The 12,313-nt window shown below is 60.4% G+C and carries 13 protein-coding genes; 7 read left to right on the forward strand and 6 right to left on the reverse strand.

All coding sequences use genetic code 11. The features are described 5' to 3' along the window. Positions 1–121: 121 nt before the first annotated feature. Together BN32_RS22480 and BN32_RS22485 are read right to left on the reverse strand one after the other, a co-directional pair. On the reverse strand, positions 122–817 hold the full coding sequence (locus BN32_RS22480; protein WP_019195754.1) for a glutathione S-transferase family protein: 696 nt from the start codon (positions 815–817) through the stop codon (positions 122–124). Positions 818–882: 65 nt separating this feature from the next. Next, a complete protein-coding gene (locus tag BN32_RS22485; protein ID WP_040427477.1) occupies positions 883–1,587 on the reverse strand; it encodes a glutathione binding-like protein in 705 nt (234 codons plus the stop codon). 241 nt (positions 1,588–1,828) lie between these two features. Between BN32_RS22485 and BN32_RS26500 the strand changes: the two genes are divergently transcribed. Together BN32_RS26500 and BN32_RS26505 are read left to right on the forward strand one after the other, a co-directional pair. Continuing rightward, complete coding sequence (locus tag BN32_RS26500; RefSeq protein ID WP_019195752.1) at positions 1,829–1,993, forward strand: twin-arginine translocation signal domain-containing protein; 165 nt, start codon at positions 1,829–1,831, stop codon at positions 1,991–1,993. Beyond that, positions 1,990–2,136, forward strand: a complete 147-nt coding sequence (locus BN32_RS26505) for a thioredoxin domain-containing protein (RefSeq protein WP_019195751.1) — start codon at positions 1,990–1,992, stop codon at positions 2,134–2,136. The genes BN32_RS26500 and BN32_RS26505 overlap by 4 nt, the downstream gene beginning before the upstream one ends. Before the next feature lie 194 nt (positions 2,137–2,330). On the opposite strand, the gene BN32_RS22490 is transcribed toward BN32_RS26505, so the two are convergent. Then, a complete protein-coding gene (locus BN32_RS22490; RefSeq protein WP_019195750.1) occupies positions 2,331–4,316 on the reverse strand; it encodes an alkyl/aryl-sulfatase in 1,986 nt (661 codons plus the stop codon). 59 nt (positions 4,317–4,375) lie between these two features. Further along, a complete protein-coding gene (locus BN32_RS28290) occupies positions 4,376–4,765 on the reverse strand; it encodes a hypothetical protein (protein WP_193603626.1) in 390 nt (129 codons plus the stop codon). Positions 4,766–4,815: 50 nt separating this feature from the next. Here BN32_RS28290 and uvrB point away from each other — a divergent pair, with 50 nt between their 5' ends. The 4 genes from uvrB (at position 4,816) to BN32_RS22515 (ending at position 9,971) form a co-directional block, all read left to right on the forward strand. Further along, positions 4,816–7,431 carry an excinuclease ABC subunit UvrB gene (gene uvrB, locus BN32_RS22500; RefSeq protein ID WP_084494594.1) on the forward strand — a complete coding sequence of 872 codons (2,616 nt, stop codon included), beginning with the start codon at positions 4,816–4,818 and terminating at the stop codon, positions 7,429–7,431. A gap of 45 nt (positions 7,432–7,476) precedes the next feature. Beyond that, entirely contained in the window at positions 7,477–8,730 is a 1,254-nt protein-coding gene (locus BN32_RS22505) for a hypothetical protein (RefSeq protein ID WP_152343701.1), read from the forward strand. A 133-nt stretch (positions 8,731–8,863) separates the two neighbouring features. Then, positions 8,864–9,226: a hypothetical protein gene (locus BN32_RS22510; RefSeq protein ID WP_019195746.1), complete on the forward strand. Its 363-nt coding sequence runs from the start codon at positions 8,864–8,866 to the stop codon at positions 9,224–9,226. A 382-nt stretch (positions 9,227–9,608) separates the two neighbouring features. Further along, complete coding sequence (locus BN32_RS22515) at positions 9,609–9,971, forward strand: tRNA-binding protein (RefSeq protein WP_019195745.1); 363 nt, start codon at positions 9,609–9,611, stop codon at positions 9,969–9,971. Positions 9,972–10,012: 41 nt separating this feature from the next. Here the strand turns inward: BN32_RS22515 and BN32_RS22520 are convergent, their stop codons facing one another. After that, on the reverse strand, positions 10,013–10,984 hold the full coding sequence (locus BN32_RS22520; protein ID WP_019195744.1) for an ATP-dependent 6-phosphofructokinase: 972 nt from the start codon (positions 10,982–10,984) through the stop codon (positions 10,013–10,015). A gap of 240 nt (positions 10,985–11,224) precedes the next feature. Further along, positions 11,225–11,404: a hypothetical protein gene (locus BN32_RS22525; protein WP_019195743.1), complete on the reverse strand. Its 180-nt coding sequence runs from the start codon at positions 11,402–11,404 to the stop codon at positions 11,225–11,227. A 118-nt stretch (positions 11,405–11,522) separates the two neighbouring features. Between BN32_RS22525 and BN32_RS22530 the strand changes: the two genes are divergently transcribed. After that, on the forward strand, positions 11,523–12,203 hold the full coding sequence (locus BN32_RS22530; RefSeq protein ID WP_019195742.1) for a hypothetical protein: 681 nt from the start codon (positions 11,523–11,525) through the stop codon (positions 12,201–12,203). Positions 12,204–12,313: the final 110 nt, after the last annotated feature.

A 12,313-nucleotide genomic window follows, 5' to 3' on the forward strand; every position in this document is an offset into this window, starting at 1 on the left:
GGTGCGAGCCCGCTTGGGCGAGCCTCGAAGGATGACAGGACAGCACCGGCGGCCATCCTTCGAGGCGCGCAAGAAAAAGCGCGCACCTCAGGATGACGACATTTCGCGCAGCAGACCTTCCCTACACCGCGTAGCCCGGCGAATTCCGCGCCATCCCGCCGAACGCATCGAGCAACTTCTCGCGCCAGGCGTAGATCGGATCGTCTTCTTTCAGCAACTTGAACGGGCTGATCGCACGCGCCCACTGGAACGGGCCGAACGCAATATAGTCGGCGTAGTTTGGCGACGCGCCGCCGAGCCAGGGCTGTGTCTTCAGCGTCAGCCGCATCGGGGTGAGGCTTTGGCGAAACACTTCGACGGCCTCGTCGCGATTGGCAGCCGCCTGCTCCAGCGTCTTGCCGAGACGCGCCTCACGGGTCTTGCGGAAATACGCCTGATCGGCCGGCCGCAAATGGCCGTGAATATCGGCAGCGATCATCGGAAAGATGCCGCCAAGCACGACCGTATCGCCCCACCAGTTCAGCATCCGGCCCATGGCGCGTCCGCCCTCGCCGCCGAACAGCGAGGGACGATCGGGATAGGTGTCTTCCAGATAGTTCGCGATGGCCCACGAGTCGGCGACCGATGTCTCGCCATCAATGAACACCGGCACCTTGTTCGACTGATGCGGCGCGATGGCGTCTCTTTCACTGAAGCGCCAGGGGATCGTTTCGGCCTTGATATCCTTGTGCGCCAGCGCCATGCGCGTGCGCCAGCAAAACGGGCTGAACACACGCTCGGTCTCAATCCCGCAGAGTTCGAAGAGTTTTCGTGTCATCGCTCACCTTGCATCTTGCCTGCTTAGCTCCCTCTCCCCATAAACGGGGAGAGGTGAACGCCGTCTCAGCCCTTCACGACGGCGGCGGTCTGCCCGAACAGCACCTTCTTCTGCTCGCCGGTGAATGTCTTGCCCACATTCGAATTGACCCTGGGTCCGAGTTCGTAGGCGCGCACCGTCGCGGGCTTTGCCCTGATGGTCTCGAACCAGCGCTTGAGATGCGGGAAGTCCTCAAGCTTCTGGCCCTGCCGCTCATACGGCACGATCCACGGATAGGCCGCCATGTCGGCGATGGAATAGTCGCCGGCGACGTACTCGCGATCCGCGAGACGCTTGTTCAGCACGCCATAAAGCCGGTTGGTCTCGTTGATGTAGCGGTCGATCGCGTAAGGGAGTTTTTCCGGCGCGTAGACATTGAAGTGATGGTTCTGTCCGGCCATCGGGCCAAGGCCGCCCATCTGCCACATCAGCCACTGGATCACATCGAAGCGCTTGCGCAGATCGGACGGCATGAACTTGCCGGTCTTCTCCGCGAGATAGATCAGGATCGCACCGGATTCGAAGATCTTCACCGGCGCGCCGCCGTCGGCCGGCGCCCGATCGATCATTGCGGGCATGCGGTTGTTCGGCGAGAACGCCAGAAATTCGGGTTTGAACTGGTCGCCGGCGCCGATGTTAACCGGATGAATCTTGTACGCGAGGCCGGTTTCTTCGAGGAACATCGTGATCTTGTGACCGTTCGGCGTCGGCCAGTAATAGAGATCGATCATCTTGCTATCCTTGGAATGAGGAGCGTCAAGCAGGCAGCGCAAAGTCAATGCGATTGCATGAAATTTGCGCTTCGCGCCTGCGAAGTCAATGCCGCGCTGCGCATATCAAGTATATCTCATTGCTCCCAGCCCGTGCGCGTGAAACATTTTCGTCGCTTCACTCCAACCAAGAAACAGTCCCTCTCGCGTCCTGACGATAGAGTTCCGCCAAATCCAGACTCGGGGTCAAGAAAGGCCGACAATGACAAAGGAATTCGCACGGCGTGATTTTCTGAAACTCTCCACCGCAATGGGGCTGGCCGCGACCGGCGGCTTTTCCTGCGTCAGCATCGCCAGCGCGGCGCCGATCCAGGTGCCGACCATCGACAAGCTGTCGATCCGGGTGCTGGTAGAGGCAGCACCGTGAATGGCGTCGTTCGCGAAGGCCCGGCCTTCATCTATCTCGTCGACCGCGACGGAAAGTATCTCGGCTTCTTCCCACCGGGAACTGACGCGCCAAGACTTGTCGAGATGATCAGGCCGCATTTGAAGGGCGGCGCGGAGCGGTAATCGCGCCGTGTCTTGCCACTACACTATCCACTCGCTCAAAGATCACCCCACCCGACCGGCCCAAGCTTGGGCCGGTCACCCTCCCCCATTCAGGGGAGGGACAAAAATGCGGCGTTCACAGAAGACCTGTCTTCTCCCTCCCCCTTGTGGGGAGGGTGGCGCGAAGCGCCGGGTGGGGGTGATCCGCCTGCGTCTTACTCCACCGCCACCTTCCTCGGCTCCACGATCTCGAAACCGGTGGAGAATTCATCGAACATCCCGAACAGTTCACGCAGCTTGAGCGGATTGCCGCCGATCGAGACGTCACCGGTCAGCACGCTGCCAAGGAATGTCCGCTGCTTCAGCGTAATCGCATCAAGCGCCGCGCGGGTCAGCGTGACGCTGGCGTCGGCCTTGTCGGAAAGCTTGCCCGATGTGTGCGTCAGCGCGGAATTCTCCAGATTCATCACGTAGGTCTCATTGAGATCGGTGAAGGTCCAGTTGATCACGATAGTCTTGCCCTCCGCCTTGGCCGCATTAAGCCGCACGCCGAGGAAATCGAACGCAAGATCAATCGAGATGCCTTTCAGCAGTTCCGCATTCACCAGCGCCGGCGGCTGCGGGCCGACGCCGCCACGCAATTCCAGCGCGCCGAGCAGGTAGGCGTTGCGCCAGGTCGCTGCCTCGCTCTGGTAGCCGAGCTGTTCGAGCGCGTCAGCGCCAAGTTCTCGCGCCGCCTTGTTGGCGGGATCGGCGAACACCACCTTGCTCATCACGCTGGCGACCCACCGATACTGCCCGGCCTTGTAGTCCTCGCGCGCGCGTTTGATCGTCGCTTCTGCCCCGCCCATGTATTCGACCTGCTTCTTCGCCTCCTCCGCGCGCGGCAGCGGATTGAGATCGGCGGGATTGGCGTCATACCAGCCAAGATAGAATTGATAGACCGCCTTGGCGTTGTGACTGAGCGTGCCGTAATAGCCGCGCGCAGCCCAGTCGCTGGCCAGCGATGGCGGCAGCTTGAGCTGCTCGGCGATCTCCGTCGATGTCAGGCCGTGATTGAGCAGCCGCACGCTTTGGTCGTGGATGAACTTGTAGAGGTCGCGCTGCTTCTTCAGAAAAGCGACGACGCGCGCATTGTCCCAGATCGGCCAGTGATGCTGCGCGATCACGATGTCGGTCCTGTCGCCGTAGCGCGCGATCGCGTCATTGATGTAGCGCGACCACAACCGGCCGTCGCGGATTTCCGCGCCGCGAATGGTGTAGAGATTGTGCATGTTGTGGGTGGCGTCTTCCGCCATGTTCAGCAATTTGAACTGGGGGAAGTACATGATCATCTCGGAAGGCGCTTCCGAGCCCGGCACCAGATGAAACTCGATGTCGACGCCATCGACGGTGCGCTTTTCGGAAGGTTGCTTGATCACATCGTTGGGCGGGATCAGCGAGATCGAGCCGCGCGCGAGCGCTTTGCCCAATCCCGTGTCGATCTGCGCCCGGTCTCCGACCGGCAACGCGCTGCCGAACTGATACTGCGCGCGGCGTGACATCGCGTTGCCGGCGATGACGTTCTCGGCCACCGCATGCTCCATGAAGCCATCCGGCGCGATCACCTTGACCTTGCCCTGCCTGGCGTCGTCCTCGCTGATCACGCCTTTGGCGCCGCCGAAATGATCGGCATGGCTGTGGGTGTAGATCACAGCAGCGACGGGCCTCAAAGGCCGGTTCTTGAGATAAAGGTCGAGTGCGGCCTTCGCGGTCTCGTTGGACAGCAGCGGATCGATCAGGATCAGGCCGCTGTCCCCCTCAATGATAGTGAGATTGGCGATGTCGAGCCCGCGGACCTGATAGACGCGCTCGGTGACCTTGAAGAGACCATTGATGGCGTTGAGCTGCGCCTGCCGCCACAGGCTGGGATTCACCGTCGGCGGCACCTGCTCGCTGTTCAGAAAATCGTATTGCTTGGTATCAAACGCCGGTTTGCCCGCAGGACCGGGAATGATGCCGTCGGGCAGCGTGGCGATGAAGCCGCGCCGGGCGTCCTCGAAATCCGCGCGGTCACCGAACGGCAGCGTCTTGAGGAAAGCGTCGTTGACTGCGCGGCTGGCAGGTTCTGCGTCCTTCGATTGAGCGTGCGACGGCGATGGATGAAGGTTGAGGCCAAACAGGACGGCGGCCAGCAGGCTGGCGAGGCGCAATAACGACATGGGACACTCCCGGACTGTGGCGTGGTCCTCGGCATGGACCACGCGTTGGTTCCAGCCTATCAGGGGAAATGCGTAAGTTTCATCGCAAAGTTCGTTGCAGGCAGCGAAGAAAATGCCCTTTTCTCTCCGCGCTTCGCATCCCATATTCCGCCCATGGCGAAGAACCCCGATTCCTCGAAGAAGTCCCCCAAAACCCCGAAGTCGAAAGCACATCGTCCCGATGTGCAGCCGATCGGGCCCGCGCTGGCGGAGCTTTTGAACCCGGCGATCAACCGCGGCGATGCGGGCATGGGGTCGGGCACCGGCTTGCAGCCGCCGCCGGACAATTCAAGGGACCGGCGCTCTGGCGGCGAGGCCGCGATCCATCGTGCACGGAAATCGACGCCGAAGGATTTTAACGAAGGCAAGACGCACACTTCGACGAAACCTTCTGCAAGTTTTCCCCCCACCCCCGACTCCTCCCCACCACTCGCTTCGCTCGCGGAGGGAGGGGAGGAAAATGCGTCTAACTCCCCTCCCCCCTTTGGCGGGGAGGGGGCGGGGTGGGGGCGGTTCGCAAGGAGGTTTCGACGAAGCCCCGCAAGCCAACTACGGCACCAGCGCGCCGATCCCGACTCTCGATCCCGAACTGGCGAAGCAACTCGGCTACACCACCGAGGAAGAAGACGAAGCCGCGATGGCCCGGCCGCCGCGCAACAAGATGGAAGCGCTGGGCGTGCAGGCCACCGCCGACGCGCTGGAAGCTCTGGTGCGCGACGGCCGTCCGGAATTTCGCGGCGAAGACGGTCAGGTCAAGATCTGGGCGCCGCATCGCCCGCCCCGCCCGGAGAAATCCGAAGGCGGCGTACGCTTCGAACTGAAATCCGAATACGAGCCGAAGGGCGACCAGCCCGCCGCGATCAAGGAACTGGTCGAAGGAATCAAGCGCAACGACCGCACCCAGGTACTGCTCGGCGTCACCGGCTCCGGCAAGACCTACACCATGGCGCAGGTGATCCAGGCCACGCAAAGGCCGGCGATCATTCTTGCGCCGAACAAGACGCTGGCGGCGCAGCTGTACGGCGAGTTCAAGCATTTCTTCCCCGACAACGCCGTGGAGTATTTCGTCTCGTATTACGATTACTACCAGCCCGAAGCCTACGTGCCGCGCACCGACACCTATATCGAGAAGGATTCCTCGATCAACGAGCAGATCGACCGGATGCGCCACTCGGCAACGCGCGCGCTGCTCGAGCGCGACGACGTCATCATCGTGGCCTCGGTGTCGTGCATCTACGGTATCGGTTCGGTGGAAACCTACACCGCGATGACGTTCGCGATGAAGCGCGGCGAGCGCATCGACCAGCGCCAGCTGATCGCCGACCTCGTCGCACTTCAATACAAGCGCACCTCGGCGGATTTCACCCGCGGCACCTTCCGCGTGCGCGGCGACACCATCGATATCTTTCCGGCGCACTATGAGGACCGCTCGTGGCGCGTGAACATGTTCGGCGACACCATCGAAAGCATCGAGGAGTTCGATCCGCTCACCGGCCACAAGCAGGACGAACTCGAGTTCATCAAGATCTACGCCAACTCGCACTATGTGACGCCGCGCCCGACGTTGATCCAGGCCATCAAAGGCATCAAGAGCGAGTTGAAGTGGCGGCTCGACGAACTGAACGCGCAGGGCCGCCTGCTCGAAGCGCAGCGCCTCGAACAGCGCACCACCTTCGATCTCGAAATGATGGAAGCGACCGGCAGCTGCGCCGGCATCGAGAACTATTCGCGCTATCTCACCGGCCGCAAGCCGGGCGAGCCGCCGCCGACACTGTTCGAATATGTGCCCGACAATGCGCTGGTGTTCGCGGATGAAAGCCACGTGAGCGTGCCGCAGATCGGGGCGATGTTCAAAGGCGACTTCCGCCGCAAGGCGACGCTGGCGGAATACGGCTTCCGCCTGCCGTCCTGCATGGACAACCGGCCGCTGCGCTTTGAAGAGTGGGACATGATGCGCCCGCAATCGGTCGCGGTGTCGGCGACGCCGGGCGGCTGGGAATTGAACGAGAGCGGCGGCGTGTTTGTCGAGCAGGTCATCCGCCCGACCGGACTGATCGATCCGCCGGTCAACATTCGCCCGGCCCGCACCCAGGTCGACGATCTCGTCGGCGAGGTTCGCGGCACCGCGCAGGCGGGCTATCGTTCGCTGATTACCGTTCTGACCAAGCGCATGGCGGAAGACCTCACCGAATACCTGCATGAGCAGGGCATCCGCGTGCGCTACATGCACTCCGACATCGACACCATCGAGCGCATCGAGATCATCCGCGATCTTCGCTTGGGCGCGTTCGATGCGCTGGTTGGCATCAACCTTTTGCGTGAAGGTCTCGACATTCCGGAATGCGCGCTGGTCGCGATTCTCGATGCCGACAAGGAAGGTTTTCTGCGCAGCGAAACCTCGCTCATTCAAACGATCGGACGCGCCGCGCGTAACGTCGACGGCAAGGTCATTCTCTATGCGGACCAGATCACCGGCTCGATGGAACGCGCCATCGCCGAGACCGACCGCCGCCGCGAGAAGCAGGTCGAATACAACACCGCCAACGGCATCACACCGGAAAGCATCAAGCGCGATATCGGCGATATTCTCGGCAGCGTCTATGAGCGCGACCATGTGCTGGTGGAAATCGGCGACGGCGGCATGGCTGACGACGCGGTGGCCATCGGGCATAACTTCGAGGCGGTGCTGAGCGATCTTGAAACCCGGATGCGCGAAGCCGCCGCCGACCTCAATTTCGAGGAAGCCGCCCGGCTGCGCGACGAAGTGAAGCGCCTGCGCGCCACAGAACTCGCCGTGGTGGACGATCCCACCATCAAGCAGCGCAGCGTGGCGGCAAAGGCCGGTGCCTATGCCGGCAAGAAAAAATATGGCGACGCCGCGAATCTGCCCGCGCAACTGGACAAGGCCGCAGCACGCAACAAGTCCCGCGCGCGCAAGCCGACGCTCGACGAAATGGGACCGGGGATGGAAAGCAAGATCTTCCAGCCGACCAACTCGCGCCAGTCCGGCCCGGAGTTCTCAGGCCGCTCCACCGGCGGCGCGCCGGGCAAGCGCGGCGGATGGAAGAAGCGGTGAGGGATAAGCTTCCTACAGAGGGCGGTTCATTGAGCCGTTTAATCATTGAAGTTACCCACTGAGTTCACAAGAACCAGCGCAGAGAATTCTTGGAAAGAATTTATCGAATGGATTGGCTTTTCGACGCTTCGTGAGTCGCTGAATAGAAAGCATAAATCTCTAGAAGATTGGGCTGCATTTAAAGACATGGCTCCCCGACTCTTCTCTATCGAATACGGCTTACAGTCGGTTTTGAGAAAATGGAGGTCGACCCGAAAACTTTGGTACCCCAAAGAAAAGCCGGTATATGACGCCTACGCATTTGTCAGTTCGTGCATAGAGATAAAAAAGCACCTCACTCACGAACAAGCACGGGTATTTCGCCGCAGGATCATCTCGGAGATCCTCCCCAATGGTCGACTGTGCCATCTAGATCACGAATTTCGAACAGCTCAGAGTTTGACCGAGTTTGGATGGAACATCACACACTTCGGCTTCTGTGGTGATCCCGGTCCAGACTTCGTTGCTAAACGCGGAGAGATTGAGGTGGAGATCGAAAGCAAATGCCTCTCACCGGAGATCGGGCTAGGTGTATCTTACGACTTCGCGGCCCGCTTAATGGCACGTTTAAATCGAGAATTGCAGTCTCGTCACACTAACAGTTTTACTACGATCCGGATAAAAATTAATGGATCGTCACAGCCAGGTGGAGGAATTGACGGAGTCAAAAGCCAAATATTGGAAACCTATAAAGCCGGTCATCATTTCTCTTCAGAGACACTCTCAATTGAGATCGAAACGACCCCACTCGAAGAGTTTTTTGCTCGTTTTCCGAATTTTCAAAGCGAGGATTGGTTGCAGCGCACCTTTAGCGAAATTCGCACTCAGAAAGGCGATTTTGGATACTTTATCCGACGAAGCGAAGAGTTGATATTCTGCAATCTCGTGTCCATGAGAACTAACCAGCAAGCGAAAAAGATTATGAAGCTCGTTAGCACCACGTGCGAGCGCCAATTCAGCAAGCGGCGCCCCGCTTTACTTTGGCTTCACTTACAGGGCTTGGCCCCCGGCCAAATCGACAGCAACCCCGAATGGGCGTCAGCGTTCTTTCAAATGCTTGCGCGTCACGCTTTCACGAACAACCGTCGAGATCATCTTGCTTCGCTTGTATTTACAAGCGATGCTGACCTAGACCATCAATCTGTATTGTATCGCGGAAGGGATCGAAGACGCGCGAGTGCTGCTGGCCACCTTAAGGGCTACGACAATAAACGCTGCCGCTTCGGGACAGTCCAGGTTTTGTCGCCAACGCTTTCATGAAACGATACAAGCTCCTAAGAAGCCTCGCTAGTGCGACAATTTCTGGTACTTCGTCATCCCGCCTATTTGCAATCCCCCCTCAGCCCCTGCTAGGTCATCATCCAGGTTTTCTGCATGTGACTTGGGGGACTAAATGGCCGACGCCGATCTCGATGCGCTCATCCGGCAGCTTGCAAAGCAACAGAACAAGGCCCTGACGGCTGCCGTGAAGAAACGGCGGGACCGCGCCATAGCGCTCGCCGCCAAGGCGAAGGATGCCGGGAGCAAGCAGCGCCAGCGGCAGCTCGCGAAAGACATTCTTGAGATCGGCACGGCGACCGTGAAGCGGCTGCAGATGTCCGCCGACAACGCCGCCTACAGCTACGCCCGGTCGGTTCGGCAGGCAACTGACGCCGCTGCCGCCCAGAAGACGGTCGCATCCGCCAAGCCGGAGAAAAAGTCTGCGAAGAAATCCACCAAGAAGGCGACTAAGGTGGCTAAAAAAGCCAAGGGCTAGTCGCTGATGGAGCCCGGGCGGACATCACAAATTACGCCGCCGACGTTCCGTCGCCACGTTAGTAATCTGCGTCTTCCGTTCGCGCCGCGTCATCGCGGGCTCTCCGAGAAACCTCGGTGCGCCGGACTGGACGTATTGAAGTGATCATGCTGTCGCTGCGTAAGGACAGCAGTCCTTCGTCCCGTCGGGAGCGAAAATATACTAGCACCGGAAGCAATTCTGTCTATCCCCGAACATCGATGTCGTCCCGAATAGGCCGGACGACCTTGCTCCTGTGAACTCGCTCATCTAGACAACAAGATGTTGTAGCGAGGCAGGAATGTTTCTTCTGCCGCGTTGAAGATATAGATGCACCACGTCCGGCAGTGCACGAACGCGATCGATGAATGTGACCTCCGCCCCCATCACCTATGACGACTTCGCCAAGGTTGACCTTCGCGTCGGACGCGTTCTCGAGGTGCAGCCGTTTCCGAAGGCCCGCAACCCGTCGTGGAAAGTGCGCGTCGATCTCGGCGGCCTCGGCGAGAAATGGTCGAGCGCACAGATCACCAACTACACGGCAGAACAGCTCGTCGGCTCGGTGGTGGTCTGCGTCTGCAATTTTCCGCCGCGCAACATCGCAGGCTTCATGTCCGAGGTGCTGATTCTTGGCGCGCCGGACGCCGATGGAAAAGTCATCCTGCTGTCGCCGCGCAAGGATGACGCCGACCGCGATATCGTCGCGCCCGGCGCGAAAGTCTACTGACGCGCCGGCTCTCTCCGCAACGCCACTGATTTGAAATCGGCCTACTGCGCCAGAACGCGCGCGAGTTCGATCAGATTGGTCGAGATCGGCTTGGTGCGTCCCGCGATCTCGGCCAGCGGCGTGCGGGTAATCTCCCCGCGCTGCTCGCCGACCAGAACTCCCGAGACACCCTCCGCCAGTGAGGTGAGCGCGGCGACGCCCAGCCGTGTCGCAAGCAACCGGTCGAACGCCGTCGGCGGCGCGCCGCGCACCACGTGGCCCAGCACTGTGGCGCGCAGTTCGAACCCGACCATGTCCCGGTCCTTCTCGAAGTGAGCCAGAATACGCGCGGCGTTCTCCGTGACGCCCTCGGCGATCACCACGATCGCATGGGTCTTGCCGCGGTCGTAGGCCGCGCGCAGCCGCTCGGCAATTTCAAAGGCCGACACTTCAAACTCAGGCGTTGAAATGACCTCGGCGCCTCCGGCAAGACCGGCCATCATGGCGAGATAGCCGCAATTGCGTCCCATGGTCTCGACCAGAAACGCCCGCGTGTGCGACGAGCCGGTGGTGCGCAGGTTGTCGATGGCCTCCAGCGTCACGTTGATGGCGGTATCGCAGCCGATGGTGACGTCGGTGCCGTAAAGATCGTTGTCGATGGTCGAGGCGATTCCAACGACGGGAAAGCCGAGGCTATGCAGCGCGGCGGAGCCGGTCTGCGAGCCGTTGCCGCCGATCACCACCAGAGCGTCGATGCCGCGCGTCGCCAGATTGCGCAGCGCCTTCGAGCGCCCGCTTTCCTCGCGGAATTCCTGCGAGCGCGCACTGCCGAGAAACGTCCCGCCGATCTGGATAATGCCGCCGACGTCACGCGCATTGAGCCTCGTCATGCGATCGTCGATCAGGCCCTGCCAGCCTTCGCGCACGCCAAATACCGCGATATCGCGGTTGAGTGCGCTGCGCGTGACCGCACGGATGGCGGCGTTCATTCCGGGGGCATCGCCGCCGCTGGTCAGGATCGCAATGGCTTTCATGCTGGTGTCCCGTATCCGACGTTCGCTTCACTCTGCGGCGTCTCCCGGGCGAACGTCGGATACGAAAGGACACTCGCCAATTATGACTCTGGTGATCCTTTGGTTCTGACATTCGTAAAAGTGCCTGCGAAGAGGATGATACGAATGTCAGAACCGGATCACCAGAACTTTATGACGCCATCGGCGGGACGTCCATCCATGGGGCAATGGACGTGTAATCACGCGCCGCATTTCTTGCCCTCATCCGGACCTGCGGTTGCTGGTGTTCTGCTTCATGTTTGCGTGGTCGCCCTGCTCGTCGATGTTCTGTTTTTCATCGTCACGGTGGCCCTTGGTGTTGTCGGTTGTCACCTTCGGCGTGCCGCCGGGGCCCTTGGCGCTGCGGTTGTCTTCCGGGACAGGCGGGATGGTCCTGGTCATGCAGTCCTCCTGTATACGAGGAGACAATGCGCATAATGGACAGCCGTTCCTCGCGACCTTGCAACAAAATGTAGTAGGATGGCGTCACAAATTCAGGCGACACATCGCGGACCGAGCTATGACATACATAAAGGCCTTGTCCGGCGCCCTGCTGATCTCCGCTTTCGCACTGAGCGGCGCCGATGCAGCGAAGAAGGCCGCCAAACCGGCCGAGCCGATGGCGCAGGATACCTCGCTCAACAATCTCAAGGACGCGCCGAAGGCTCCGCCTCTCACCTGCGAAGGGCCGTTTGCGAAAGACACCACGCACGAGAGACTGGCCGCTGAATTCGGCGCGAAGAACGTGGTGTTCAAGGACGTCGATGTCTCAAGCAACGTGCTGACCAAGGCCACCGTGGTTTTCGACACCGATCCGACCCGGCGTCTGGTGGTCTTCTGGAAAGACGAGAAGACCCGAACCAAACCCTTGTCCATCGCTATCGACACACCTTCGACCTGGACCGGCCCCGGCGGCGTGCGCAACGGCCTGACGCTGAAGGATCTCGAGAAGCTCAACGGCGGAGGCTTCAGCATCACCGGTTTCGGCGGCATTGGTGGTGGCGAGGCCTCGAAGCTCGGCGGTCCGTTTGTCGATCTGCCCGGTGACTGCACTTTAAAAATCCGATTCGACCCCGGCATCGCTAATCCGTTACCGCCGCGCTTCGCATCGGTGACGGGCGACGTGCTGATCGCATCGACGAATCTTGTGTTACGCCGCGTGCGTCCACAAATCGTGCAATGGAGCATTAACTACCGTTGAAATTTGCATCCGAAATGGCGTGCGCCCACCGAGAACCGGCGCGGACAATCATCAACAAATTGGAGAGACTTCGTTAAACCTCGCATTGCATGCGGCTTGATCCTCAATCG

It is taken from the genome of Afipia birgiae 34632 (assembly GCF_000308295.2).
GTDB classification, from domain to species: Bacteria; Pseudomonadota; Alphaproteobacteria; order Rhizobiales; family Xanthobacteraceae; genus Afipia; species Afipia birgiae.